Source organism: Streptomyces sp. DT2A-34, from assembly GCF_030499515.1.
In the GTDB taxonomy this organism is placed as follows: Bacteria; Actinomycetota; Actinomycetes; order Streptomycetales; family Streptomycetaceae; genus Streptomyces.
In genome coordinates, this window is record NZ_JASTWJ010000001.1 from 3,303,332 (window position 1) to 3,327,317 (window position 23,986).

Here is a 23,986-nt window from a genome sequence, read left to right on the forward strand (position 1 = left end):
ACCCGAGCGGCGTACGGCAGCGTACCGGGCGGTCAGGTCCCCGGCGGAGCCAGTCCGTCCGGACCGCTCACCAGGGCGTATCGGATCCGGACGGGCTAGCCTGAAGCCCACCCGAGCGGGCAATTCGGAAAACCGGCACAGCACGCGAAACAGCGAACGAACAGCGACAGCAACACGGCACACCCCGCACACAAAGGAGCCGCAGCCATGGCAGCCGGCGCCCCCCGGATCTTCGTCTCGCACCTCGCCGGCGTCGCCGCCTTCGACCCGAACGGCGACCAGGTGGGCCGCGTCCGCGATCTGGTCGTCATGCTGCGCGTCGGCCGGCGCCCCCCGCGGCTGCTCGGCCTCGTCGTCGAACTCTCCACCCGGCGCCGTATCTTCCTGCCCATGACCCGCGTCACCAGCATCGAGTCCGGCCAGGTCATCACCACCGGCGTGCTCAACGTCCGCCGCTTCGAGCAGCGCCCCACCGAGCGCCTCGTCTTCGGCGAGCTGCTCGACCGGCGCGTCACCCTCGTCGAGACCGGCGAGGAGGTCACCGTCCTCGATCTGTCGGTGCACCAGCTGCCGGCCCGCCGGGAGTGGGAGATCGACAAGGTGTTCGTACGGAAGGCCGGCAAGAGCGGCACCTTCCGGCGCGCCAAGGGCGAGTCGCTGACCGTCGAGTGGTCCGCCGTGACCGGCTTCTCCGCGGAGGAGAAGGGACAGGGCGCCGAGAGCCTCCTCGCCACCTTCGAGCAGCTGCGCCCGGCCGACCTCGCCAACGTCCTGCACCACCTCTCCCCCAAGCGCCGCGCCGAGGTCGCCGCCGCCCTCGACGACGACCGTCTCGCCGACGTCCTCGAAGAGCTCCCCGAGGACGACCAGATCGAGATCCTCGGCAAGCTGAAGGAGGAGCGCGCCGCGGACGTCCTGGAGGCCATGGACCCGGACGACGCGGCCGACCTGCTCGGCGAGCTCCCGGAGGACGACCAGGAGCGGCTGCTGAGCCTGATGCAGCCCGCCGACGCGGCCGACATGCGCCGCCTGATGGCGTACGAGGAGCACACGGCCGGCGGTCTGATGACGACGGAGCCGATCATCCTGCGCCCCGACGCCACCGTCGCCGACGCTCTCGCCCGCGTCCGCAACCCCGACCTGTCCCCCGCCCTCGCCGCACAGGTCTACGTCTGCCGCCCGCCCGACGAGACACCCACCGGCAAGTACCTCGGCACGGTCCACTTCCAGCGCCTGCTGCGCGACCCGCCGTACACCCTGGTCAGCTCGCTCGTCGACGAGGCCCTGGAGGCCCTGGCACCGGACGCCGCGCTGCCGGTCGTGGCCGGCTTCTTCGCGACGTACGACATGGTCGCGGCGCCCGTCGTCGACGAGTCCGGGTCGCTGCTGGGCGCGGTGACCGTGGACGACGTGCTGGACCACATGCTGCCCGAGGACTGGCGGGAGACGGAGTTCCACCTGGACGAGGACACGGGCGAGGAGGTGGCGGCCCATGGCTCCTGAGCGGGAGGGCACACGCGAGCGCGTGGCATCGGGCGCCACCGCGACCACCCGGGCGCCCCGCCCGCGCCTCGACCAACCCCGCCCGCCACGCCGCCGCATCCTGCCCGAGTGGGACCCGGATGCCTTCGGACGGTTCTCGGAGCGCATCGCCCGCTTCATCGGCACCGGGCGGTTCCTCGTCTGGATGACGGTCGTGATCGTCGTGTGGGTGCTGTGGAACATCGCCGCACCGAGCGACCTGCGCTGGGACGAATACCCGTTCATCTTCCTGACCCTGGTCCTGTCCCTGCAGGCCTCCTACGCCGCCCCGCTGATCCTGCTCGCGCAGAACCGGCAGGACGACCGCGACCGGGTCAACCTCGAACAGGACCGCAAGCAGAACGAGCGGTCGATCGCCGACACCGAGTACCTGACCAGGGAGATCGCCGCGCTCAGGATCGGACTCGGCGAGGTGGCCACCCGCGACTGGATGCGCTCGGAGCTGCAGGACGTGATGAAAGAGCTGGAGGATCGGGGCAACGGTCACCGCGAGCACGGGGTATTCCCGGCAGATCGGTCGCCGGGACGTGACGTAGACGACCGCTGACGGGCTTTCCGGGGCATGGCCGCCGCGCCGTACCATCGTCCTTATGGCTACGGAAGACGCGGTGCGCGAAGCACTGGCGACGGTGAACGACCCGGAGATCAACCGACCCATCACGGAGCTCGGGATGGTCAAGTCGGTGCAGATCGGCGCGGACGGAGCGGTCGCGGTCACCGTGTACCTGACGGTCTCCGGCTGCCCGATGCGCGAGACGATCACGCAGCGTGTGACGGACGCGGTCTCCGGGGTCGAGGGCGTCACCCGCGTCGACGTCACGCTCGACGTGATGAGCGACGAGCAGCGCAAGGAGCTGGCGAACGCCCTGCGCGGCGGCACCGCCGAGCGCGAGGTCCCCTTCGCCAAGCCGGGCTCGCTGACCCGCGTGTACGCGGTCGCCTCCGGCAAGGGCGGCGTCGGCAAGTCGTCGGTGACGGTGAACCTGGCGGCGGCGATGGCGGCCGACGGCCTGAAGGTGGGCGTCGTCGACGCCGACATCTACGGCCACAGCGTGCCGCGCATGCTGGGCGCCGACGGGCGTCCGACCCAGGTCGAGAACATGATCATGCCGCCGTCCGCGAACGGCGTGAAGGTCATCTCCATCGGCATGTTCACGCCGGGCAACGCCCCGGTCGTCTGGCGCGGCCCGATGCTGCACAGGGCGCTGCAGCAGTTCCTGGCGGACGTGTACTGGGGCGACTTGGACGTGCTGCTCCTGGACCTCCCGCCGGGCACGGGCGACATCGCGATCTCCGTGGCCCAGCTGGTCCCGAACGCCGAGATCCTGGTCGTCACGACCCCGCAGCAGGCGGCCGCGGAAGTGGCCGAGCGGGCGGGCTCCATCGCCGTCCAGACCCACCAGAAGATCGTCGGCGTGGTCGAGAACATGTCCGGCCTGCCCTGCCCGCACTGCGACGAGATGGTCGACGTCTTCGGCACGGGCGGCGGCCAGGTCGTCGCCGACGGCCTCACGCGCACGACGGGTACGAACGTCCCGGTCCTCGGCAGCATCCCCATCGACGTCCGCCTCCGCGAGGGCGGCGACGAGGGCAAGCCGGTGGTCCTGACGGACCCGGACTCCCCGGCGGGCTCAGCCCTGCGGGCGATCGCGGGGAAGCTGGGCGGACGGCAGCGGGGCCTGTCGGGCATGTCGCTGGGGATCACACCGCGCAACAAGTTCTGATTCCCGTACGACTTCCCCTACGACGATGGGGCGCCGTCCCACCGGGCGGCGCCCCATCGTCGTAACTCTGTCCTTGTGCGGGACGACACCTAGGCGTACGCGGAGATGTCCTTGATCATCGCGAAGCCCAGCCCGTACGCGCTCAGGCCTCTCCCGTACGCCCCCACGTGCACCCCCTCCTGAGTCGAGCCGGCCAGCACCCAGCCGAACTCGGACTCCCGGTAGTGGAAGGGCGTGGGCACGCCGTCCACCGGCAGGGAGAGCGTCGACCACTCCGACCCGTCAAGATCGTCGGCCAGCGCCCACGCGGTCTCCGTCTGCTGCTCCAGCCAGTCGTCGCGCAGCGAGTGGTCCATCTGCCCGGGCCAGGTGAACGACAGCAGCCCCACCCCCGCGAGCCACGCCGCCGAGGACACCGTCGTGGCCTCCAGCAGGCCCGTACCGTCGGCGCTCCTGCGGGACGGATTCGCCGCGACGGTCACCACCACCGCGAACCTGTCCTTGTCCTCCGTCGCCTCGTTCCGTACGGAGGGCTCGTCGCCGTGCCCGATCGACCCGTGTTCCACGGCCCCGTCGGCCGACATGCCGACCTGCATCAGCCAGCGCGGCCCCGTGAAGGCCTCGTCCAGGCCGTACCACGGGAAGGGCGCCAACAGGTAGCCGTCGACCGTGCGCCGGGCGGAGGGGACCTGCTGTCCGCTCTCCGCGGCCGGCGTCTGCGCGACTGCCCGACTCGTCGTCTGACTCGTCGTCTCCATTGCCCGGACGCCTCCTAGCTCTCGCCGGACCAACCGGCCCGCCCCCCTTCGGGCGTACTCGTCCGGTCCGCACAACAACTCGGCAGCATAACCACACCACTCCGAGCAGTATGGAAAGCGCCCGGCGCGCGAGGCGCGCAGGGAGCGCGTTCAGGCCGTGTGCGACCCGCGCAGGGTATGAGAAGCGTCACGTATGAGTGGTGTTCCGCCCCTGTGTTCGTACGGCTTTCGTACGGCTCAGGTCGCGTCCGCGTCGTAGGGCGGGCGCTCGTCGCGGGGGTTCTCGGGCTTCTTCGTCATGTCGATGCTGCCGCCGGAGGAACCCGAGGTGGAGGACGACGACGATGACGACGAGGAGGACCCGGACGACTCCGAGTCACGGCTGTGCACCGCGTCGGTGACCTCGGCCATCTCCTTCTTCAGGTCGAAGCCGTTGCGGATCTCCTTCAGCCCCAGTTCGTCGTTGTCCAGCTGCTTGCGGATGAACGTCTTGGGGTTGAGGTCCTCGAACTCGAAGTCCTTGAACTCCGGGCCCAGCTCCTCACGGATGTCCTGCTTGGCGCTCTCCGAGAACTCGCGGATCTTGCGGATCGTCCGCGTGGCGTCCTGGATGAGCTTCGGGAGCTTGTCCGGACCGAAGACGAGCACGGCGAGGACGATGAGCGTCACCAGCTCGAGCGGTCCTATGTCATTGAACACCTGAAGCTCCTTGCGATGTCCTCGGTCCTCGGCCCTCGGCGGTCTTGGCGGGTCTTCCGTGGTCCGGGCCGGATCCAAGGTACCCGGCGATCCGCTACGACCGGTACTGTCCCGAGGCCTCCGAATGCGATGAACGTGCGGTTTTCCGGGTTGTTTGCCTTGTCAGGGCCCGTTCGGGGTGGTCATACGGGCCGCGCTGTGAGGTTTATCTGAGTCTCAGTCCCCGCCCGACGAGCCGAGTGTCAGCGAGATCCTGATCTCCTTGCCGCTGCGCTCCAGGGTCAGTTCGAGCCGGTCGCCGGGGCGGTGGGCGCGGGTCTTGACGATGAGTTCCTCGCCGGAGTGGACGCGCTGGCCGTCGACCTCGGTGATGACGTCGCCCGACTTGATGCCGGCCCTGTCACCGGGGCCGCCCTCGGAGACCGCGGAGCCGCCGTCACCGCCCTTCGTGCCGACGCGGGCGCCGTCGCCGCTGTAGTCCATGTCGAGGGTGACGCCGATGACCGGGTGGGTCGCCCTGCCGGTGTTGATCAGCTCCTCGGCGACGCGCTTGGCCTGGTTGACCGGTATGGCGAAGCCGAGGCCGATCGAGCCGGACTGGCCGCTGTCCAGGTCGGAGCCGGTGTCGGCGGAGCGGATGGCGGAGTTGATGCCGATGACGCGGGCGCGGGCGTCGAGGAGAGGGCCACCGGAGTTGCCGGGGTTGATGGGCGCGTCGGTCTGCAGAGCGTCGACGTACGACACATCGCTCCCGTCGCCGCTCTCGCCGCCGGCCGTGATGGGCCGTTCCTTGGCGCTGATGATGCCGGAGGTGACGGTGCCGGCCAGGTCGAACGGGGCGCCGATGGCGACGACGGGGTCGCCGACCTGGACGTTGTCGGAGTTGCCGAGCGGCAAGGGCTTCAGGCCGCTGACACCGGTGACCTTGACGACGGCGAGGTCATAGCCGCTGTCGCGTCCGACGACGGTGGCCTTGGCGGTGTCCCCGCTGTGGAAGGTCACCGATATCTCGCCGGCGTCCCCCGCGGGTTCGACGACGTGGTTGTTGGTGAGGATGTGACCACGGTCGTCGAGCACGAACCCGGTACCGGTGCCCTGCTCATCGCCCCCGCTCACATGCAGCGTCACGACGCTGGGCAGGGCGCGCGCGGCGATCCCGGCGACGCTGTCCGGCGCCCGCCCGGTCGGCTCGTCCCCGGCCTGCGGCAGCTCCACGTCCCCGACGCCACCGTTGCGCTCGAGATACGCCCCCACGGCACCGCCGACACCACCGGACACGAGCGCGATCATCAGGGCCCCGACGAGGACCACCTTCTTCGCCCGCTTACGCCGCTGCCCCTCGGTGGCGACGGCGGCGCCGGTCTGTTGGAGGGGGGCGGAGGGGTGGAGGGGCTGGGTGGGATGACTGGGGTGGGTGGGAGGGGTGGATTGGGCGGGGTGGGTCGGGTGGGCCCAGGGGTCGTAGTTCTGCCAGGGGTTGGTGGGGGGTGGGGCGTCGGCGTAGGCGGGGTCGGGGGTTGCCTGGGCGGGGGCCGAGGTTGCCCGGGCGGGGATGGCGGCCGTCGGGGCCACCGGGGCGGAGGCGCCGGGGCCAGGGGCCGGAGGCGTGGGCACGCCGGTTCCAAGGGACGCTGCTTGGGTGGGCACGCCGGGCGCCGGGGGCGCCGCCTGCGCGGGAATGCCATGTGTCGGCGCCGGGGCAGGAGCACCCGGGGCCGGATTCGGTACCGGAGCGGGTACGCCGGCTGCCGGGGCCGCGGCTGCCGACGGCACGGGCGTGCTGTGCGCTGCGGCCTGCGTGGGCTGCGTCGGGGCCGGAAGACCGGGCACGGGTGCCGGAAGGCTGTGCGTCGGTGGTGCCGGCATCGGTACGGCCGTCCCGTGCGCCGGCGTGGTGGCCGGGTGCTGTACCGGCGGAGCGGGCGCCCAGGGTCCGGGCTCGCCGTAGGGCGGGGTGCTGTAGGGGTCGGGGGCGTGGAGGGGCTTGGGGCGTTCGTCGACGGGCCCTGCGACAGCGGCGGCGCCGTCGGCGGGCACCGCGGGGACGGTGATCGCACCCTCGGGGGACACCGCAGGGACAGTGACCGCACCCTCGGGGGACACCGCAGGGACAGTGACCGCACGACCGGCGGACTCCGCGCCCCCAGTACTTGCGTCGGCGGCAGCCCTCACCGCTGCGGCACCGGCGTCATCGGCAGCCCCCGCGGCTGCAGCACTGGCGTCACCGGCACCCCCCGCGACCACGGCAGCGTCACCCGCGGACGGTACCGACGCGGCCACCCCACCCGGCCGCGCCAGCTCGAAGTCACCGTCAGCGGAGGTCACGTCGCCACCGCTGCCGTTCACAGCAGGCTGGCCAAGCTCGAAGTCACCCTCCGCCGAAGCCACACCACCACCGCCGTTCAAGGCAGGGCGAGGAAGCTCGAAGTCGCCCTCAGTCGAAGCCGCGGCGTCGGATGTGCGGGCGGCGGGCAGGGCCAGTTCGAAGTCGCCGTCGGCGTTCGTGTCGCCGCCATGGCCGGGATCACCGGTGCCGGCAGGTGCCGTGTGCTCGGTGGCGTTCGATGTTCCCGGCAGCGTCCCGCTCATCTCGTCCGGCGTCGGCTCCGCGTCCTCCGCCGGGGCCGAAGGGCCCTGTGGCCGGGGCCGGTTCCACCACTTCGCCTTCGCGGGCTTCCCCTCGTTCATGCTCTGCTTCCTGCTCGCTGCTGACCGTTGCCCGAGTAGGACGCTTCGCTCTTTGCCGCGTGCCAAGAGAAACGGTCGACCGTCATCCCGCAGTCCGCGGAGACGACTGAGGTCTGCCGGCCTGCCGACCTGGTTCCTCGGCAGGCCGCCACCGGGAACATCCCGGCGCCCGAATGCCTACTCAACTCTGCGCTGTCGCGCTCAAGTCCCCTCAGAAACCGGCGACTTCGTGTTACCTCCCCCATCCGTCACGCGGCGTCAACGGCAGCCGCGGTTCATCGACTCCGCGCCCGGCCCACAGGCACGGCGCGCGGCCCACCCTGGATTCAACCAGGTTCGTGGGCCGCTGCGCAGAGGCCGGGTCAGCGGCCGGTGGCGGGGAAGGTGGAGGGGGATGACGTCGCGTCGGGGACGGGCACGGCGAGCAGGTCGGGGCTCGCCGTGATCTCGGGGGTCGTGGACCACGCGGTCAGGGCGAGCGGCGGGGTCTCGCTGAGCGGGCGTATCAGCGGGGACATGGCGGCCGCGCCCACCACCACGGGTGCCGTCAGGGTGTGCATGTCCTGGTCGGCGGGCTGGGCCGGCATCCCGGGCAGGAGGGGGGCCGATCCCTCGGTCGGGGCGACCGGGGTGTCGAGCGTCCGCTCGCCCTGACCTTGGGCGAGCAGCGGGCCGACGCCACGGCGGCGCTGGTTCTCGGGTGTCGTCGCCGCGCCGGTGCCCTGCGTCCGGGCCGGTGTCACATTGCTGCCGCCCGAGCCGCCACGCGCCTCCGTGTCGATCGGCACGCTCGACGTGACACCCCCCAGGGCGATCGCGGCCAGCGACACCGCGCCCGCCGCGACGAACGCGAACCGCATCCGGGAGGACCCGGAGCGATCGGCGTCAGGACGGCCCACGGGATGGGTGCGGAAGCCCCGCTCCGAGGCGGGGAGCGCCGGGCCGTGCGGACGCGACGGGACGTATCCGAACTCGAAGCGGTCGCCCCGCTTCACTCCGAACACTCCGGTGGCGCCCGGCCGCCCGGACAGTCCGCCGAATCCTCCCCCGCCCAGCGGCGAGCCACCGCCGTCCAGGTCACCTCCCCCGGGGAGGCCCTGAAGGCGGGCCAGGAAACTCTCGGAGGGAGGCGGCGGGGCCGCCTCCGCGAAGACGTTCTTCAGTCGGCGCTGGGCGTCGACCTCGGCCTTGCACCTGGCGCAGGTCGCCAGGTGGGCCAGGACGCGCTCGCGCGTCTCATGACCGAGCTCTCCGTCGACGAGGGCGGAGAGTCGGTCTCCCAGGTGTTGCTCGGCCAGGAGCCGTTCTGCGGGGTTGGGTCGAGAGCCACTCACGCGGTCGCGCCCCCTCCCCCCAGTGCGGCCACCCGCGGCACGAAGGAGCGACGCTCGGCGCGCGCCTCCGGCGAACGGTGGGCAAGGGCCTTGCGCAGCTGGGAGCGGCCACGGTGGATACGGGACCGGACGGTGCCGAGCTTGACGCCCAGGGTCGCGGCGATCTCCTCGTACGACAGCCCTTCGATGTCACACAGGACGACCGCGGCGCGGAACTCCGGCGCGAGGGTGTCGAGGGCCTGCTGGACGTCCGCGTCGAAGTGGGCGTCGTTGAAGACCTGCTGGGGCGTGGGCTCCTTGCTGGGCAGCCGCTCGGCCGCGTCCTCGCCCAGCGCGTCGAAACGGATGCGCTGCTTGCGGCGGACCATGTCCAGGAAGAGGTTCGTGGTGATGCGGTGCAGCCAGCCCTCGAAGGTGCCGGGCGTGTACGTCGACAGGGAGCGGAAGACGCGGACGAAGACCTCCTGCGTGAGGTCCTCGGCGTCGTGCTGGTTGCCCGTCAGGCGGTAGGCCAGACGGTAGACGCGGCCGCTGTGCGTGCTGACGATCTCCTCCCACGTGGGCGGAGTCCACGCCTGCCCGTCCGCGTCGGTGGAGAAGGTCGCGGTCTGGGCGTAGTCGCCGGCGTGGCTGTGGTCAGCGGTGTCGTTCACGGATTTCGGCCTGCCTGCCGATCCGAGGAAGCGCCGCAGCACTCCTCCCCGATCCACAGGCGCAGCCGCACCTCCCCTGTCGGCTCTGGTGGTGTCCAGTGGAGCCCCTACCATAGCCACCTCGCCCGTTAGCTCCGGATAAGCGGTTTTACGAGAAATTGATCTGGGCTGACACGGCTGGTGTGCCTGCGTCAGCACTTGCTCGCGGCCCTGTTCGGCATCGTGATCCAACTGTGTCCCCCCGCTCGTCTTCCCACCCCTCTAAACGCCCGGTCCCATCTGCGGGTTCCCGTCGGCAACGGATACAGTCACGCCCAGGCAACCACGGGGACAGGAGAGGGTCATTACCGGCAACCGGCAGACGAGCTGGGCGTTCGCCGACGCCTACGTCGCCGAGGACGACGTCCTGCGCTGGGCCCGGGACCGGGCCCGTGAGGCGGGGCTGCGCTCGGTGTCGCCGGGCACGGGTGCCGCGCTGCGGTTGCTGGCCGCTTCGGTGGACGCGAAGGCGGTGGCGGAGATCGGTACCGGCACCGGCGTCTCCGGCATCCACCTCCTGCACGGTATGCGCCCCGACGGCGTCCTGACCACGGTGGACCCCGAACCCGAACACCAGCAGTTCGCCCGCCAGGCCTTCCGCGCCTCCGGCTTCGCCAGCAACCGCGCCCGCTTCATCCCGGGCCGCGCCCTGGACGTCCTGCCCCGCCTCGCGGACGCCGGTTACGACCTCGTCTTCTGTGACGGCGACCGGCTGGAGTTCCTCGACTATCTCGCTGAATCGTTGCGCCTTCTGCGTCCGGGTGGCCTCGTCGTCTTCGAGGGCGTCTTCGCCAACGGCCGCACGGTGGACTCGGGCCCACAGCCCACGGAAGTCATACGTATCCGGGAGCTGCTGCGCGCGGTGCGGGAGAGCCAGGAGCTGGTGCCGTCGCTGCTGCCGGTCGGGGACGGGCTGCTGTGCGCGGTCAAGCGGTGACCGTGCGGCCGACCGTACGTCATGGATGTACGGAACAAGCGACGCGCTGAAGAAGCGACGTACTGAAGAAGCGACGTGCTGAAAGAAGCAGCGACCCCGGCACCATGTGCGATGCCGGGGTCGCCGAAAGGTAAGGGTCGCTGCCGCGTCAGCCGACGACCTTCTTGAGGGCGTCGCCGAGCGCGTCGGCCTCGTCAGGGGTCAGCTCGACGACGAGCCGACCGCCGCCTTCGAGCGGAACGCGCATGACGATGCCCCGCCCCTCCTTGGTCACCTCGAGCGGGCCATCGCCCGTCCGCGGCTTCATGGCCGCCATGCTCGTTCCCCTTCCTGAAACCAGCTCATAGTCAAAGCCGACGGCCCCATGGAGGGCACGCGTGTCTGAAGTGAGACACGCGACACCGGCATCGAACACATTGCTTCCAAGCCATTATCCCGCATCTCAGGACCCGATGACCAACATCAGTCGGCATCGCTTGGGAAACGCGCGCGAGCAAAACCACTCAATTCGGCGATGTGACTGCGATACTGCGCCACCGCACGCGCTTCGGCCGAACAGAACCGGACACGAATTCTTTGACGCAGGTCACACGTCCGGTCCGAGCCGTTGTCGGTGATCTCCGCCATGCTGTCCTTCAGACAAGTGCGTACCGACGAGTACGCCGATGCCGCGACACCGGAGGGGATACGCCATGGCCGACACCGTGCTCTACGAGGTGAGCGACGGGCTCGCGACGATCACGCTGAACCGCCCCGAGGCGATGAACGCGCTGAACATCGAGACCAAGGTCGCCCTGCGGGAGGCGGTCCAGGCTGCGGCGGGCGACGACGCCGTACGGGCCGTGCTGCTGACCGCGGCCGGGGAGCGGGCGTTCTGCGTGGGTCAGGACCTCAAGGAGCACATCGGGCTGCTGGTCTCGGACCGGGAGACCGGGTCGCGGCAGACGATGAGCACGGTGCGGGAGCATTACAACCCGGTCGTGACCGCGCTTACGTCCATGGCGAAGCCGGTGGTGGCCGGGGTGAACGGGGTTGCGGCGGGGGCGGGCTTCGGTTTCGCGTTGGCCGCGGACTATCGGGTCGTGGCGGACACGGCTGCGTTCAATACGTCCTTCGCCGGGGTCGCGCTGACCGCCGACTCCGGCATCTCGTGGACGCTGCCTCGGGTCGTGGGGCCCGGGCGGGCGGCTGACCTGCTGCTCTTCCCGCGGAGCATCAAGGCGCAGGAGGCGTACGAGCTGGGCATCGCGAACCGGGTTGTGCCTGCCGGTGAGCTGCACGAAGAGGCCGCGAAGGTGGCGCGGGCACTCGCCGAGGGGCCGACGGTGGCGTATGGGGCGATCAAGGAGGCAATGGCGTACGGGCTGTCGCACTCCTTGGAGGAGACCTTGGACAAGGAGGACGAGCTGCAGACGCGTGCCGGGTCGTCGGAGGACCATGCGATCGCTGTGCAGGCGTTTGTGAACAAGGAGAAGCCAAAGTATTTGGGCCGATGAGCTCGGGGCGACAGCGCCGGCGGGGGTGCGGGTCCGATGTGGCTGGTCGCGCCCACGCGGCGGAGCCGCATATCGATACAGCCCCGCGCCCCTAAAGGGCGCTTCTCGCGACGCAGGTTTCCAAGTGGTCGTCGACCAGGCCGCACGCTTGCATCAGGGCGTATGCCGTCGTCGGGCCCACGAAGCGCAGGCCGCGCTTCTTCAAGGCCTTGGACAGGGCTGTCGACTCCGGAGTGACCGCGGGGACGTCCGCCAAGGTCTTCGGGACCGGGCGGGTGGCCGGGTCCGGTGCGTGGGACCAGATCAGGGCGTCCAGGTCGCCCGGGGTCCAGTCGGCGAGCACGCGTGCGTTGGCGAGGGTCGCGTCGATCTTGGCTCGGTTGCGGATGATGCCCTCGTCGGTGAGGAGGCGGTCCCTGTCGGAGTCGGTGAAGGTCGCGACCTTGGCGATCTCGAAGCCCGCGAAGGCGGTACGGAAGCCCTCGCGGCGGCGCAGGATCGTGATCCAGGACAGGCCCGACTGGAAGGCCTCCAGGCTGAGGCGTTCGTAGAGCGCGTCGTCGCCGTGGACCGGGCGGCCCCATTCCTCGTCGTGGTACGTCACGTAGTCCGCGGTGGACAGCGCCCAGGGGCAGCGCAGGGCGCCGTCCGGGCCGGCGAGGGCCGTACCGCCGCTCATCGCTGGTCGTCCTGGGCGTGCTTCTCCATCGACACATGGCCGGCCGACGCCTGCGCGCCCGCCAGCGCGGACTCCAGGTCGGCGATACGGGCGTCGCGCTCGGCGAGCTCGGCGCCGAGGCGGCTGAGGGCGTCGTCGACGTCGGACATGCGGTAGCCGCGGGCGGCGAGCGGAAAGCGGAGGGTCTCGATGTCCACGCGGTTGATCGGGCGGTCCAGCGGCAGCAGGTCCTGCAGGCGCTCGGGCGCGGCCTCCGGCAAAGGGCCGCCGCCCTCGCCGCCGCCCACCACGGCGAGTGTCACCGCGGCGACCACGACGGCGAGCGCGACGACCAGGAACAAGAACATAACCATCGCTGTGGCCCCCACGGTCGGTGAATGCGAGCGGTCGAGTGTGTCAGTGTCCGATCGTGCCATGCGACTCTGACAGTTAGGGTCGCAGGCGGCCGAAGGCCGGCGACTTGCCAGGACGTACTAGGAGAGGTCACAGGGGATGCTCAGGCTGGGCAGGCGTGAGTTCGACACGCACGAGCCGGTGATCATGGCGATCGTGAACCGGACCCCGGACTCCTTCTACGACCAAGGGGCCACGTTCCGCGACGAGCCCGCCCTCGCGCGCGTGGAGCAGGCCGTGGCCGAGGGGGCGGCGATCATCGACATCGGTGGGGTCAAGGCCGGGCCGGGGGAAGAGGTGACCGCCGAGGAGGAGGCGCGGCGGACGGTCGGGTTCGTGGCCGAGGTGCGGCGGCGTTTCCCGGATGTCGTGATCAGCGTGGACACCTGGCGGGCCTCGGTCGGGGCGGCGGTGTGCGAGGCGGGGGCGGATCTGCTGAACGACGCGTGGGGTGGGGTGGATCCGGGGCTGGCGGAGGTTGCCGCGCGGTACGGGGTGGGGCTGGTGTGTACGCATGCCGGAGGTACCGAGCCTCGGACTCGGCCGCATCGGGTGACGTACGACGACGTCATGGCCGACATTCTTCGGGTGACGGTGGGGCTGGCCGAACGGGCGTTGGCGCTGGGGGTGCCGCGGGAGTCGATCCTGATCGATCCCGGGCACGACTTCGGGAAGAACACGCGGCACAGTCTTGAGGCGACTCGGCGGTTGGGGGAGATGGTCGCGACGGGGTGGCCGGTGTTGGTGTCCCTGTCGAACAAGGACTTCGTCGGGGAGACGCTGGACCGGCCGGTGAAGGAGCGGGTGGTGGGGACGCTGGCCACGACTGCTGTGTCTGCGTGGTTGGGGGCGCAGGTGTATCGGGTGCATGAGGTGGCGGAGACGCGGCAGGTGCTGGACATGGTCGCGTCGATCGCGGGGCGCCGGGCGCCGGCGGTGGCGCGGCGGGGGCTGGCGTGAACGCCCTTCCTCGCCCCCGCCGCCCCTACCCGTCCCATCCTTAAGGGGCGCTGCCCCTTCGACCCCGGTCCCTGGGGGCCTGCGGCCCCCAGACCCCCGCTTCGGCCCTGAACGGGCCTCGTCCTCAAACGCCGGACGGGCTGGAATGCCCGGACCGGCGTTGAGAGGTGCCCCCCGGCGGGTGAGTGGGGGCCAGGGTTGGTGTGGCCTCGTTCTCGAACGCCGGACGGGGCGAGATGCACGGGCCCGTGTCAGGGGGAATCCCTGGCCGAGGGTGCGAGGGCGGCGGCCCAACAGACCGCCCCTTCCAGCACCCGCCCACCCCTCCCGCTCAAGCCCAGCGCTAGCGCCCCGCCTCCTTCGACACCAGTGCCACCGCCTCCTCCACGTCGTCCGTGACGTGGAACAGGAGCAGGTCCTTCTCCGAGGCCTTGCCCTGGGCGATCAGTGTGTTCTTCAGCCAGTCGACGAGGCCGCCCCAGTACTCGCTGCCGAAGAGGACGATCGGGAAGCGGGTGACCTTCTGGGTCTGGACCAGGGTGAGGGCCTCGAAGAGTTCGTCGAGGGTGCCGAGGCCGCCGGGGAGGACCACGAAGCCCTGGGCGTACTTGACGAACATCATCTTGCGGACGAAGAAGTACCGGAAGTTCAGGCCGATGTCGACGTAGGGGTTGAGCCCCTGCTCGAAGGGAAGCTCGATGCCGAGGCCGACCGAGATGCCGCCCGCCTCGCACGCGCCCTTGTTCGCCGCCTCCATGGCGCCGGGGCCGCCGCCCGTGATCACCGCGAAGCCCGCCTCGACCAGGCCTCGGCCGAGGCGGACTCCGGCGTCGTACTCGGGAGAGTCGACCGGTGTGCGGGCCGAGCCGAAGACGCTGATGGCCGACGGGAGTTCGGCGAGGGTGCCGAAGCCCTCGATGAACTCCGACTGGATGCGCAGGACTCGCCAGGGGTCCGTGTGGACCCAGTCGGAGGGCCCGCCCGCGTCCAGCAGTCGCTGGTCGGTCGTACTCGCCTTCACCTGGCTCCGCCTTCGGATGACCGGGCCCAGACGCTGCTCCGACGGTGGCTGCTTCTTCCCCTCGGGGTTGCCGGTAGCCATGTGCGCTCCCTCCGCTGCGGGGCCTGCGGGTGTTGCAGGTCGTTCCACCTCAGCGTAGATCCACGCGGGTTACGGACGGGGGACGTGAGCATGACTGCCATGAAGCGCCGTCCCGGCAACCCTCTGGCCGCACCGCTACGCCGTGAGCCACGCCCTCAGCCGCTCCTCCCCCGCCAGGATCTTCGCCGTCTCGACGCGTTCGTCACGCTTGTGCGCCAAGTGCGGGTTGCCGGGGCCGTAGTTGACCGCCGGGATGCCCAGGGACGAGAAGCGGGAGACGTCCGTCCAGCCGTACTTGGGGCGAGCAGTTCCTCCGACCGCCTCCATGAACGCCGCCGCCGCCGGGTGGGACAGCCCCGGCAGCGCGCCGCCGCTGTGGTCGTCCACCACGAACTCCTCGACCCCGCAGTCGGCGAAGACCTCGTGGACGTGCGCGATGGCCTCCTCCTCCGTACGGTCCGGCGCATAGCGGAAGTTGACGGTCACCACGCACTCGTCCGGGATGACGTTGCCGGCCACACCGCCCTTGATGCCGACCGCGTTCAGGCCCTCGCGGTACTCCAGGCCGTCGATCACCGGGTAGCGCGGTTCGTACGAGGCCAGGCGCGCGAGGATCGGCGCCGCCGCGTGGATCGCGTTCGAGCCCATCCAGCTGCGCGCGGAGTGGGCGCGCTCGCCCTTGGTCTTGAGCAGGACCCTGAGCGTGCCCTGGCAGCCGCCCTCCACCTCGCCGTCCGACGGCTCGAGGAGGACCGCGAAGTCGCCCTCCAGCCACTCCGGACGGTTCTCCGCGACGTGCTTGAGGCCGTTGAGGTCCGCGGTCACCTCTTCGTTGTCGTAGAAGACGAAGGTCAGGTCGCGGTTCGGCGCGGGCACGGTGGCCGCGATGCGGAGCTGGACCGCCACGCCCGACTTCATGTCGCAGGTGCCGCAGCCCCACAGGACGCCGTCCTCGTCCAGCCTCGACGGGACGTTGTCCGCGATCGGCACCGTGTCGATGTGACCGGCGAGGATCACGCGCTCGGGCCGCCCCAGGTTCGTACGCGCCACGACGTTGTTGCCGTACCGCTCGACCGACAGATGCGGCAGGGCGCGCAGGGCGGCCTCGATGGCGTCAGCGAGGGGTTGCTCGGTGCCGCTGACGGAGGGGAAGTCGACGAGCTGCGCGGTGAGCCGCGCGGCGTCCAGCGTGAGGTCAAGGGAGGTGTCGGCCATGGTGCCGACCCTAACGCGCCCGGTCGTCGGCCCACTTTCCCCACTCGACCCATACCCCCCAGTAACCTCGGCTACCTTGTAGGGCGTGCCAGCGTCGTCCCCCTCTTCCAAACGTCGTGGCCGCCTCCTGCGTCGCGGGGCGGCCTTCGTGGTCCTGCTCGCCGTCGCGGGATATCTCGCGGTGCGGTACGTCACCGGAGGCACGGGCGAGCCGGGCTGCGAGGTCGTCTCGGGCAAGGCCGGCGGGGGGAGGTACGAGTTCACGCCGGAGCAGGCGGTGAACGCGGCGACGATCGCCGCCGTCGGCACCAACCGCGGCCTGCCCGAGCGGGCCGTGACGATCGCGCTCGCCACCGCCCTGCAGGAGTCGGGACTGCGCAACATCAGTCACGGCGACCGTGACTCCCTGGGCCTGTTCCAGCAGCGGCCCTCGCAGGGCTGGGGCACGGAGCAGGAGATCCTTGACCCGATCTACTCGGCGGACATCTTCTACGAGCACCTGATCAAGGTCCGCGGCTATACGGAGTTGCCGCTCACCGTCGCCGCGCAGCGCGTGCAGCGCAGCGGCTTTCCGAAGGCGTACGCCAAGCACGAGCCGGACGCGACGCTGCTCGCCGCCGCACTCACCGGGCGTTCGGCCGCGACGCTGACCTGCGAGGGGCGCCCCGGCGCCACACGGACCTCGGGTCCGGACGCTGTACGGGCCGCGCTCCTACGGGACTTCGGGCAGGACACGCTTCAGTCGGCCGCCGAGGTGGGCGCCCGGAAGGCCACGCCCACGCCCACTCCTACCGTGATCGAGCGCGACGGGCAGACCGTCCTGCTGCCGGTGACCGGAGGCTCCGGTTCCGGCGCCGGGCGCAGCGTCCGTGAGCGTGGGTGGCAGCTGGCCCACTGGGCCGTGGCCAACGCCTCCGACCTGCGCATCAAGCAGGTGTCGTATGCCGGGCGGGAGTGGACCGCCGGGAACACCGACAGTCAGTGGCGCGCGACTGCCACCGAGGGCGCCTCGGGGGCGGACAGCGGGCTGGGCTCGGTCCGGATCGTGACCGCTCGGTAGATGGCCCGGTAGGTGGTCAGCAGCCTGCCCAGCAGTCCTCGCGCGGCACCCGTGCGGCAGTTCGGAGCATCACCCGTGCGGGTTACCCGAGGTGTCGTTCGGCGGCGGTGTGGGCAGGTTTTCGCGCGGTCACCCTCGTATCCGTCAAAAGCCTTGAGAACAAAGGGCTGTAAGGATTCGGCAGGGATTCGGGCGCGGCTCCGTTTGCCCGTTTTTATCCGCAGGCGATAATGCGACGCATTGCCAACTCTTTACATTGGGGCGCCGCAACCTTCGCGGGCTTCGAGCGGTAGTCACTGCGTCCGAGCCCGGAGATCAACAGCCAGTCGGTCCACCGGCAGTCGGCCGTAGTGAGTCGGTCAACTGCCGGGCGCGGTCGGACATTTCATCGTCCTGATCCGACATACCCGTCGAAGGAGCATCATGTCCCTCCCCCTGACCCGCCGGATCGCTCGTGCCGCGCTGCTCGTCGCTGCCGGAGCGGCTGCCGGGGTCGGTGCGGCCGGCTCCGCCAGCGCGGCCCCCGAACTGCCCGACGCCTCGAAGGTCGGCGGGCTGACCGCCCTGGACGGCGCCAGCGTCGTCGACGGCGCGGCCACGAACGCCACCGGGCTCGCGGGTGGCGCCGTCGACACCGCGGTCGACGGCGCGCTGCCGACCGCGACGAAGGCCGGCGACAAGGTGACCAAGACCGGCGGCAAGGCCGCGAAGAAGGCGGTGCCGACCGCGGCCAAGGTCGGCGGCAAGGTTGCGAAGAAGGCGACGCCCGCGGCTCAGGAGACCGCGGGTGGTGTGGCCGGGTCGGTCGGAAGCGTCCTCGGCGACACGGCCGGTGTGGCCACGACGAGCGGCGTGCCGTCGACCGGCTCGCTGCCGGTGCAGGCGCTTCCCCTCAGCTGACGGTTCGCCGCCGTTCGGCTGCGCGTTCGGCTGCGCCTGGCTTGAGCCGTCGACGGGGTCCAGGGAGTTCCCTGGGCCCCGTCGGTTTTTGTGTGCACTACGTGGGCAGGGGCCGGGGCGTGTTTGCGCGGTGCCCGGCGCTGCAGGCTGTGCCCACCCGTTCCGCCCTGCGGAACGACTGCCCACAGCGGCGGTCCAGCGGTGCCAGCGGTGCCCCTGCGGTTTACGCCAAGCGGCGCACCGCTTCGCCCACCCGCTCGTCCGTCGCCGTGAACGCCACGCGTACGTGCCGGGCGCCCGCCTCGCCGTAGAAGTCGCCCGGGGCCACCAGGATGCCGAGGTCGGCCAGGTGGGAGACCGTGGTCCAGCAGGACTCGTCCCGTGTGGCCCAGAGGTAGAGGCTGGCCTCGCTGTGCTCGATGCGGAAGCCGTGTGCTTCCAAGGCCCCGCGGAGGGCCTCGCGGCGGGCCGCGTAGCGGTCGCGCTGGACGCGGACGTGTTCGTCGTCGCCCAGGGCCGCGATCACCGCCGCCTGGGTCGGCGCCGACGTCATCATGCCGCCGTGCTTGCGGATCTCCAGGAGGGGGGCCAGGACCGCGGGGTCGCCCGCCAGGAACGCGGCGCGGTAGCCGGCCAGGTTCGAGCGCTTGGAGAGGCTGTGGACGGCGACAATGCCCTCGTACGAGCCGCCGTTCACGTCCGGGTGCAGGACCGAGACCGGGTCGGCCTCCCAGCCCAGCTCCAGGTAGCACTTGTCGGAGAAGAGCAGGATGCCGTGCTCGCGGGCCCACGCCACGATCCGGGTGAGCTCCGCCTTGGACAGCACCTGGCCGGTGGGGTTCGACGGCGAGTTCAGCCAGAGCAGCTTCAGACCCTCGGGGTCCAGCTCCGTCCCCGCGGCGGTAGCCGCAAATGTCTCCGTGTCGTACACCTCGTAGTCCGCGCGGGCCAGACGGGCGCCCACCTCGTACGTCGGGTACGCCAGCCGCGGGTAGGCCACCTTGTCGCCGGGGCCGAGGCCCAGCTGGGTGGGGAGCCAGGCGACCAGTTCCTTGGAGCCGACGATGGGAAGCACGTGGCGGTGGGTGACCTCGCGGGCGCCCAGGCGGCGCTCCACCCAGCCCGTGATCGCGTCACGCAGTGCCGGGGTGCCCCAGACCGTCGGATAGCCCGGGGAGTCCGCCGCGTCGATCAGGGCCTTCTGGATCAGCTCGGGCACGGGGTCGACCGGCGTGCCGACGGAGAGGTCGACGATGCCGTCCGGGTGCGCGGCGGCCGTCTTCTTGTACGGCTCCAGCTTGTCCCAGGGGAAGGTCGGAAGGCGGTCGGAGACTGCGGACACGGGATCTGGCTCACTTTCTGGTACGGCCGCTGGTACTGCCATGCCACTGCTCACTGCTCATGGCGGATACGGCAACGCCTCGGTCCCGTACGGCGATCATGGTGATCAGGCCGTACAGGACCGAGGCGGCACGCTGTGCGGGTCGCCGGTGGGGATTACTCGGCCTGCGGCGGCAGCGCGGCGATGAAGGGGTGGTCCCGTTCGATCAGGCCCAGCTTGCTGGCGCCGCCGGGGGAGCCGAGCTCGTCGAAGAACTCGACGTTCGCCTTGTAGTAGTCCTTCCACTCCTCCGGAGTGTCGTCCTCGTAGAAGATCGCCTCGACCGGGCATACCGGCTCACAGGCACCACAGTCGACGCATTCGTCCGGGTGGATGTACAAGGACCGCTGGCCCTCGTAGATGCAGTCGACCGGGCACTCCTCGATGCACGCCTTGTCCTTGACGTCGACACAAGGCTGCGCGATGACGTAGGTCACGCTGTCGTTCCTCCTCGATAGGGCGCTGGCGGGCCTCCTCAGGCTCCGCCGCCTGGCGCGCGGGAGCGCGGCGTCGTCGATGCCCGCCCCTAGTATCTCCGTTCTTGGGCATGATCCGAACAGGAGGGGTGAACTGACCTGTGGAAATCTCTGCGACGGGGCGCCTTGAGGTCCGTGTCACCGCTGCTGACGTGGGTAAACGAGTCTCCGTACGCCGCCTGAACGATCCTGCGCCTCCGGGTGAGAAGTTCACCGACACGGTGGGTGTTCTCGCATCATGGGACGACGGTGTGCTGCTGATCACACGGAAGAGTGGCGAGACCGTCCGCATCCCGGAAGCGTCGCTGGTCGCGGGCAAGGTGGTGCCCGCCGCTCCCGCCCGGCGCCGCGGGCCTGCCGCCTCGTACGAGGAGCTGGCGCAGGTCGCCACGCGCGCGTGGCGGCCGGTGGAGAGCGAGCGGCTCGGCGAGTGGGAGCTGCGGGCCGCGTCCGGCTTCACCCGGCGGGCCAACTCGGTGCTGCCGCTCGGCGACCCCGGGATGCCGCTCCAGGCGGCGCTCGATGTCGTACGGCGCTGGTACGGCGACCGCGGGCTCCCCGCGTACGTCCAGACCGCGACCGGGGCGAGGGCCTGTCCGGCGGATCAGGCCGGTGCCGCAGATGTGCGTGCCAGGCCCCGCGACGCCGGCATGATCCGCCGGGCCGGCCCTGAGGGCACGCAGGAGCCGCTGTGCGCGGAGCTGGAGCGGCTGGGGTGGGTGCGGGAGGTGTCCGCCGAGATGTGGATCGGGGCGTTGGCGCCGGTCGCCGACCGAGCCACCCCGGCCGAGGTGGCCGGGGTGGTGCTGTCCCGGGAGGCGGACGAGGCTTGGCTTGCCCGGTATCAGCGCAAGGGGGTGAGCGAGGTGGCTCTGGAGGTGCTGAGGAGCGGGCCGTCGGTGTGGTTCGCGACGGTTCCCGGTGCGGGCGGCGGTGCGCCTGCCGCCATCGGGCGGTGTGTCGTGGACGGGCGGTGGGCCGGGTTCGCCGCCGTGGAGGTCGATCCGGCGCTGCGGCGGCAGGGGCTGGCGACCCGGGTGATGGCCGCGCTGGCCCGGCGTGCCCTCGACGAAGGGGCGTCGGCGGCGTGGCTGCAGGTCGAGACGGAGAACGCGGGGGCGCGGGAGATGTACGCCCGGATGGGGTTCGCCGCGCATCACGCGTACCACCACTATCGCGAGCCAGGTGCCTGCGGCGGTGAGCCGCGAACCACCGGCTGCTGACGGTAGTACCGATCGCCGTGAAAGGGCACGAGCCAGCTATGCGTCCCCCCTACCCCCCACCGCCCGAACGTTCCGCCGAGCTGCGGCGGCGGTTCGCCGAAGAGGCGCGGTCCGAGCGGCCCGACCTGTCCACGCTGTGTCTGCTGGTGGGGGCCGAGGCGGACGGGGCGCTGGACGAGGCGGGCATGGACGCGGCGCAGGTGGAGCTGGACGGGCTGGCGGGGCGGCTGCCGTTCCGGCCCGGAGGGCCGCGGTCGTGGGCGGTCGCTCTGCGGGAGCTGCTCGGGGAGCGGTACGGGTTTCGCGGCTCCGCCGCGGACTATCAGCGGCTGGAATCGTCGTTGCTGCATCAGGTGCTGGTGCGGCGCAGGGGGCTGCCGATCCTGCTGTCGGTGGTGTGGATGGAGGTGGCGCGGCGGGCGGGGGCGCCTGTGTACGGGGTCGCTCTGCCGGGACATTTCGTGGTGGGGTTCGGGCCGACTGAGGAGCAGGTGCTCGCCGACCCGTTCGACGGGGGGCGGGTGCTGACCGGGAGCGATGCGCAGATGCTGGTGGCGGGGGCCACGGGGGCGCCGCTCCAGCCGTCGATGTTGACGCCGGCCGATCCCTTGGATGTGGTGCTGCGGATCCTGAACAACATCCGCGCCTGGGCGGCCACCCGGCCCGAGCGGACGGATGTGGGCTTGTGGGCGGTGGAGTTGTCGCTGTTGCTGCCGTCGCATCCGGCTCGGTTGCGGTTCGAGCGGGCGCAGTTGCTGGTGCAGCGGGGGGACTTCGTCGAGGGGGCGGCGGAGTTGGAGGCATACGCGGAGTTGATCAGTGTGGTGGATGAGGGGGCGGCGGAACGGGTGCGGGGGCAGGCTCGGGCTGCTCGGGCGATGTTGAACTGACGGGTGGCCCAATCGCCGTGGGAGGTTCGGTGATTGCGCGGGTGCGGGCGCGTCGTGGTTGCTCGGGCAGTTCCCCGCGCCCCTTGGGGGGCTACAGCCAGCCCTTTTCTCGTGCGAGCCGTACCGCCTCCGCCCTGTTCCGTGCCGCCAGTTTCTGGATCGCTGTCGACAGGTAGTTGCGGACCGTGCCCTGTGACAGGTGCAGGGCCGCCGCGAGTTCGGCGTTCGTGGAGCCGTCCTCCGCTGCTCGCAGTACCTCTCGCTCGCGGTCCGTCAAAGGGTTGGCGCCCTCCGCCAGGGCCGCTGCCGCGAGCGTGGGGTCGATGACGCGCTCGCCCGCGAGTACCTTCCGTACCGCCTGGGCCAGTTGGGCCGCCGGTGCGTCCTTGACCAGGAAGGCGTCGGCGCCCGACTCCATCGCGCTGCGGAGGTAGCCGGGGCGGCCGAAGGTGGTGAGGATGACCAGCTTCAGGGCCGGCAGCTCCGCGTGCACGAGGGCCGCCGCCTCGATGCCGGTCGCGCCGGGCATCTCTATGTCGAGGAGGGCCACGTCCACGTCGTGCGCGCGGGCCGCCGCCAGGACCTCGTCGCCGCGGGCCACCTGGACGACGACCTCGATGTCGTCCTCCAGGCCGAGCAGGGCGGCCAGGGCCTCGCGGACCATCGACTGGTCCTCGGCCAGGAGAACCTTGATCGTCCGGCTCGTGACGGGGATCCTACGTCCGCCGGGGCCGCGTCGGCCGAGGCGGCCCGGGCGGCCGGGACGCGGGCGATCAGGCGGAAGCCGTGCCGGGTCCCGCCCGCCCCCAGGGTGCCGCCCGCCTTCGCCAGGCGTTCCGCCAGGCCCGCCAGGCCGTTGCCGGGGCCGTTGCCCTGGTCGCCCGAGCCGTTGTCCTCGACGGAGAGTTCCAGGACGGGGCCGTCGAGGGTCTGGCGGCGCAGGAGTTCCACCGTGCAGCGCCGGGCACCGCTGTGGCGTACGACGTTGGTGACGGCCTCGCGCAGTGCCCAGGCCAGGGCCGTCTTGCTGGTCTCGGGGATGTCGGTGGGGTCCGGTTCGTCGGGCAGTTCCGCGATGATCCCGGCCGGTGTCAACGCGACCTTCGCGCCTGCCAGTTCGGCGGACAGGCGGGGGCGGCGGTAGCCCGACACGGCCTCCCGTACGTCGACCAGGCCTGGCGGCTGACCCGCTCGATGTCGGCGACCTGCTGGGCCGCCTTGTCGGGGTGGGCCGGGAGCATACGGCCCGCGAGTTCGCTCTTCAGCGTGATCAGCGAGAGGGAGTGGCCCAGCAGGTCGTGCAGGTCGCGGGCGAGGCGCAGGCGTTCCTCGTTGGCGGCGAGTTGGGCGACCGTGGCGCGGGCCTCGCGCAGCTCTATGGTCGTGCGGATGAGCTCGCGTACGCCGGTCATGGAGAAGCCGCCGAGAAGGGCCGGGAAGAGCAGTCCGGCCAGGAACGACGCGCCGCCGGGGACCGCGAGGGCGACCCCGGTCAGCAGGGCGGACACGGCCGGGATGGTCCAGCGGGCGAGGGCGAACGGCAGGCGGCGACGGTCACCTCGTCCATCAGCCCGCCGCTCTGCAGCATGGCGCCCTCCCGCCCGGCGACGATGGCCTCGCGCGGGCTGGTGTCGAAGACGCGGACCGTGCCACTGTCGGGCTGCTTGAGCCCGAGCAGCAGGTCGAGCGTGGTCGACTTGCCGGCGCCGTTGGGCCCCCGCAGGGCCACCGTCTCCCCCGGGTACAGCGCGAGTGTCAGCCCGTCGACGGCACGGACCTTCCCGTAGCTCTTGCTCACCTGTTCGAATGCGACCACTGTCGTCGTCATGTGATCCAG

The 23,986-nt window shown here is 71.2% G+C and carries 24 protein-coding genes and 1 pseudogene; 10 read left to right on the forward strand and 15 right to left on the reverse strand.

What is annotated here, in order from left to right; translation table 11 throughout:
• The first annotated feature begins 207 nt into the window (after positions 1-207).
• The 3 genes from QQM39_RS14295 to QQM39_RS14305 are packed head-to-tail and all read left to right on the forward strand — an operon-like array spanning position 208 to position 3,266.
• Positions 208-1,503 (forward strand): CBS domain-containing protein, encoded by a 1,296-nt coding sequence (locus QQM39_RS14295; RefSeq protein WP_301997079.1) that lies wholly within the window; start codon positions 208-210, stop codon positions 1,501-1,503.
• Entirely contained in the window at positions 1,493-2,089 is a 597-nt protein-coding gene (locus tag QQM39_RS14300; protein ID WP_301997080.1) for a DUF1003 domain-containing protein, read from the forward strand. Before QQM39_RS14295 ends, QQM39_RS14300 begins: the two co-directional genes overlap by 11 nt.
• A 43-nt stretch (positions 2,090-2,132) precedes the next feature.
• Positions 2,133-3,266: an Mrp/NBP35 family ATP-binding protein gene (locus QQM39_RS14305; protein ID WP_301997081.1), complete on the forward strand. Its 1,134-nt coding sequence runs from the start codon at positions 2,133-2,135 to the stop codon at positions 3,264-3,266.
• Between the two features lie 89 nt (positions 3,267-3,355).
• On the opposite strand, the gene QQM39_RS14310 is transcribed toward QQM39_RS14305, so the two are convergent.
• The 5 genes from QQM39_RS14310 to sigE all read right to left on the reverse strand — a co-directional run bounded on the left by QQM39_RS14310 (position 3,356) and on the right by sigE (position 9,440).
• Positions 3,356-4,024, reverse strand: a complete 669-nt coding sequence (locus QQM39_RS14310) for a hypothetical protein (protein WP_301997082.1) — start codon at positions 4,022-4,024, stop codon at positions 3,356-3,358.
• Positions 4,025-4,261: 237 nt separating this feature from the next.
• The gene (locus tag QQM39_RS14315) at positions 4,262-4,723 is read right to left on the reverse strand and encodes a sec-independent translocase (RefSeq protein ID WP_301997083.1); all 462 of its coding nucleotides are present in this window, start codon (positions 4,721-4,723) and stop codon (positions 4,262-4,264) included.
• Positions 4,724-4,939: 216 nt separating this feature from the next.
• Positions 4,940-6,760: a S1C family serine protease gene (locus QQM39_RS14320; protein ID WP_302003583.1), complete on the reverse strand. Its 1,821-nt coding sequence runs from the start codon at positions 6,758-6,760 to the stop codon at positions 4,940-4,942.
• A gap of 1,013 nt (positions 6,761-7,773) precedes the next feature.
• On the reverse strand, positions 7,774-8,745 hold the full coding sequence (locus QQM39_RS14325; RefSeq protein ID WP_301997084.1) for an anti-sigma factor: 972 nt from the start codon (positions 8,743-8,745) through the stop codon (positions 7,774-7,776).
• Positions 8,742-9,440 (reverse strand): RNA polymerase sigma factor SigE, encoded by a 699-nt coding sequence (sigE, locus tag QQM39_RS14330; RefSeq protein ID WP_037642843.1) that lies wholly within the window; start codon positions 9,438-9,440, stop codon positions 8,742-8,744. The genes QQM39_RS14325 and sigE overlap by 4 nt, the downstream gene beginning before the upstream one ends.
• A gap of 235 nt (positions 9,441-9,675) precedes the next feature.
• Between sigE and QQM39_RS14335 the strand changes: the two genes are divergently transcribed.
• Positions 9,676-10,374: an O-methyltransferase gene (locus QQM39_RS14335; RefSeq protein ID WP_367669690.1), complete on the forward strand. Its 699-nt coding sequence runs from the start codon at positions 9,676-9,678 to the stop codon at positions 10,372-10,374.
• Positions 10,375-10,522: 148 nt separating this feature from the next.
• On the opposite strand, the gene QQM39_RS14340 is transcribed toward QQM39_RS14335, so the two are convergent.
• Together QQM39_RS14340 and QQM39_RS14345 are read right to left on the reverse strand one after the other, a co-directional pair.
• Positions 10,523-10,690, reverse strand: a complete 168-nt coding sequence (locus QQM39_RS14340; RefSeq protein ID WP_003966491.1) for a DUF3117 domain-containing protein — start codon at positions 10,688-10,690, stop codon at positions 10,523-10,525.
• A gap of 146 nt (positions 10,691-10,836) precedes the next feature.
• Complete coding sequence (locus QQM39_RS14345; protein WP_301997085.1) at positions 10,837-11,001, reverse strand: hypothetical protein; 165 nt, start codon at positions 10,999-11,001, stop codon at positions 10,837-10,839.
• Positions 11,002-11,066: 65 nt separating this feature from the next.
• Between QQM39_RS14345 and QQM39_RS14350 the strand changes: the two genes are divergently transcribed.
• Positions 11,067-11,870: an enoyl-CoA hydratase/isomerase family protein gene (locus tag QQM39_RS14350; protein WP_301997086.1), complete on the forward strand. Its 804-nt coding sequence runs from the start codon at positions 11,067-11,069 to the stop codon at positions 11,868-11,870.
• 91 nt (positions 11,871-11,961) lie between these two features.
• Here QQM39_RS14350 and QQM39_RS14355 read toward each other — a convergent pair whose 3' ends face one another.
• Complete coding sequence (locus QQM39_RS14355) at positions 11,962-12,549, reverse strand: DNA-3-methyladenine glycosylase I (protein WP_301997087.1); 588 nt, start codon at positions 12,547-12,549, stop codon at positions 11,962-11,964.
• Positions 12,546-12,896 carry a DivIVA domain-containing protein gene (locus tag QQM39_RS14360; RefSeq protein WP_302003584.1) on the reverse strand — a complete coding sequence of 117 codons (351 nt, stop codon included), beginning with the start codon at positions 12,894-12,896 and terminating at the stop codon, positions 12,546-12,548. The genes QQM39_RS14355 and QQM39_RS14360 overlap by 4 nt, the downstream gene beginning before the upstream one ends.
• A 145-nt stretch (positions 12,897-13,041) precedes the next feature.
• On the opposite strand from QQM39_RS14360, the gene folP reads away from it, so the two are divergent.
• Complete coding sequence (gene folP, locus QQM39_RS14365) at positions 13,042-13,902, forward strand: dihydropteroate synthase (protein WP_301997088.1); 861 nt, start codon at positions 13,042-13,044, stop codon at positions 13,900-13,902.
• Positions 13,903-14,245: 343 nt separating this feature from the next.
• Here the strand turns inward: folP and QQM39_RS14370 are convergent, their stop codons facing one another.
• On the reverse strand, positions 14,246-15,004 hold the full coding sequence (locus QQM39_RS14370; RefSeq protein WP_301997089.1) for a TIGR00730 family Rossman fold protein: 759 nt from the start codon (positions 15,002-15,004) through the stop codon (positions 14,246-14,248).
• A gap of 135 nt (positions 15,005-15,139) precedes the next feature.
• Positions 15,140-16,219 carry a succinyl-diaminopimelate desuccinylase gene (gene dapE / locus QQM39_RS14375; RefSeq protein ID WP_301997090.1) on the reverse strand — a complete coding sequence of 360 codons (1,080 nt, stop codon included), beginning with the start codon at positions 16,217-16,219 and terminating at the stop codon, positions 15,140-15,142.
• A gap of 85 nt (positions 16,220-16,304) precedes the next feature.
• On the opposite strand from dapE, the gene QQM39_RS14380 reads away from it, so the two are divergent.
• Positions 16,305-17,279, forward strand: coding sequence for a heavy metal transporter (locus tag QQM39_RS14380; protein ID WP_301997091.1), 975 nt, complete (start codon positions 16,305-16,307; stop codon positions 17,277-17,279).
• A 423-nt stretch (positions 17,280-17,702) separates the two neighbouring features.
• Positions 17,703-18,179, forward strand: coding sequence for an ATP-binding protein (locus tag QQM39_RS14385; protein ID WP_301997092.1), 477 nt, complete (start codon positions 17,703-17,705; stop codon positions 18,177-18,179).
• Between the two features lie 223 nt (positions 18,180-18,402).
• Here QQM39_RS14385 and QQM39_RS14390 read toward each other — a convergent pair whose 3' ends face one another.
• Positions 18,403-19,521, reverse strand: a complete 1,119-nt coding sequence (locus QQM39_RS14390; protein ID WP_301997093.1) for a bifunctional succinyldiaminopimelate transaminase/glutamate-prephenate aminotransferase — start codon at positions 19,519-19,521, stop codon at positions 18,403-18,405.
• A 155-nt stretch (positions 19,522-19,676) separates the two neighbouring features.
• The gene (fdxA, locus tag QQM39_RS14395; RefSeq protein WP_030929316.1) at positions 19,677-19,997 is read right to left on the reverse strand and encodes a ferredoxin; all 321 of its coding nucleotides are present in this window, start codon (positions 19,995-19,997) and stop codon (positions 19,677-19,679) included.
• Positions 19,998-20,137: 140 nt separating this feature from the next.
• Between fdxA and QQM39_RS14400 the strand changes: the two genes are divergently transcribed.
• Both QQM39_RS14400 and QQM39_RS14405 read left to right on the forward strand, forming a co-directional pair.
• Complete coding sequence (locus tag QQM39_RS14400) at positions 20,138-21,259, forward strand: GNAT family N-acetyltransferase (protein ID WP_301997094.1); 1,122 nt, start codon at positions 20,138-20,140, stop codon at positions 21,257-21,259.
• 38 nt (positions 21,260-21,297) lie between these two features.
• Positions 21,298-22,149, forward strand: a complete 852-nt coding sequence (locus QQM39_RS14405; protein ID WP_301997095.1) for a transglutaminase-like domain-containing protein — start codon at positions 21,298-21,300, stop codon at positions 22,147-22,149.
• 91 nt (positions 22,150-22,240) lie between these two features.
• Here the strand turns inward: QQM39_RS14405 and QQM39_RS14410 are convergent, their stop codons facing one another.
• Together QQM39_RS14410 and QQM39_RS14415 are read right to left on the reverse strand one after the other, a co-directional pair.
• On the reverse strand, positions 22,241-22,813 hold the full coding sequence (locus QQM39_RS14410) for a DNA-binding response regulator (RefSeq protein ID WP_301997096.1): 573 nt from the start codon (positions 22,811-22,813) through the stop codon (positions 22,241-22,243).
• A 92-nt stretch (positions 22,814-22,905) separates the two neighbouring features.
• Positions 22,906-23,977: pseudogene (locus QQM39_RS14415) on the reverse strand (histidine kinase); the annotation flags it as partial.
• Positions 23,978-23,986 lie beyond the last annotated feature (9 nt).

What these genes read in the sequence shown, in the direction of transcription:
- QQM39_RS14370 (WP_301997089.1), bottom strand. Translation starts at nt 15,004, where the DNA reads ATGGCTACCGGCAACCCCGAGGGGAAGAAGCAGCCACCGTCGGAGCAG.
- QQM39_RS14340 (WP_003966491.1), bottom strand. Translation starts at nt 10,690, where the DNA reads ATGGCGGCCATGAAGCCGCGGACGGGCGATGGCCCGCTCGAGGTGACC.
- QQM39_RS14410 (WP_301997096.1), bottom strand. Translation starts at nt 22,813, where the DNA reads ATGGTCCGCGAGGCCCTGGCCGCCCTGCTCGGCCTGGAGGACGACATC.
- QQM39_RS14310 (WP_301997082.1), bottom strand. Translation starts at nt 4,024, where the DNA reads ATGGAGACGACGAGTCAGACGACGAGTCGGGCAGTCGCGCAGACGCCG.
- QQM39_RS14295 (WP_301997079.1), top strand. Translation starts at nt 208, where the DNA reads ATGGCAGCCGGCGCCCCCCGGATCTTCGTCTCGCACCTCGCCGGCGTC.
- QQM39_RS14360 (WP_302003584.1), bottom strand. Translation starts at nt 12,896, where the DNA reads ATGTTCTTGTTCCTGGTCGTCGCGCTCGCCGTCGTGGTCGCCGCGGTG.
- folP (WP_301997088.1), top strand. Translation starts at nt 13,042, where the DNA reads ATGCTCAGGCTGGGCAGGCGTGAGTTCGACACGCACGAGCCGGTGATC.
- QQM39_RS14350 (WP_301997086.1), top strand. Translation starts at nt 11,067, where the DNA reads ATGGCCGACACCGTGCTCTACGAGGTGAGCGACGGGCTCGCGACGATC.
- QQM39_RS14300 (WP_301997080.1), top strand. Translation starts at nt 1,493, where the DNA reads ATGGCTCCTGAGCGGGAGGGCACACGCGAGCGCGTGGCATCGGGCGCC.
- QQM39_RS14405 (WP_301997095.1), top strand. Translation starts at nt 21,298, where the DNA reads ATGCGTCCCCCCTACCCCCCACCGCCCGAACGTTCCGCCGAGCTGCGG.
- QQM39_RS14305 (WP_301997081.1), top strand. Translation starts at nt 2,133, where the DNA reads ATGGCTACGGAAGACGCGGTGCGCGAAGCACTGGCGACGGTGAACGAC.
- dapE (WP_301997090.1), bottom strand. Translation starts at nt 16,219, where the DNA reads ATGGCCGACACCTCCCTTGACCTCACGCTGGACGCCGCGCGGCTCACC.
- QQM39_RS14355 (WP_301997087.1), bottom strand. Translation starts at nt 12,549, where the DNA reads ATGAGCGGCGGTACGGCCCTCGCCGGCCCGGACGGCGCCCTGCGCTGC.
- QQM39_RS14385 (WP_301997092.1), top strand. Translation starts at nt 17,703, where the DNA reads ATGTCCCTCCCCCTGACCCGCCGGATCGCTCGTGCCGCGCTGCTCGTC.
- QQM39_RS14345 (WP_301997085.1), bottom strand. Translation starts at nt 11,001, where the DNA reads ATGGCGGAGATCACCGACAACGGCTCGGACCGGACGTGTGACCTGCGT.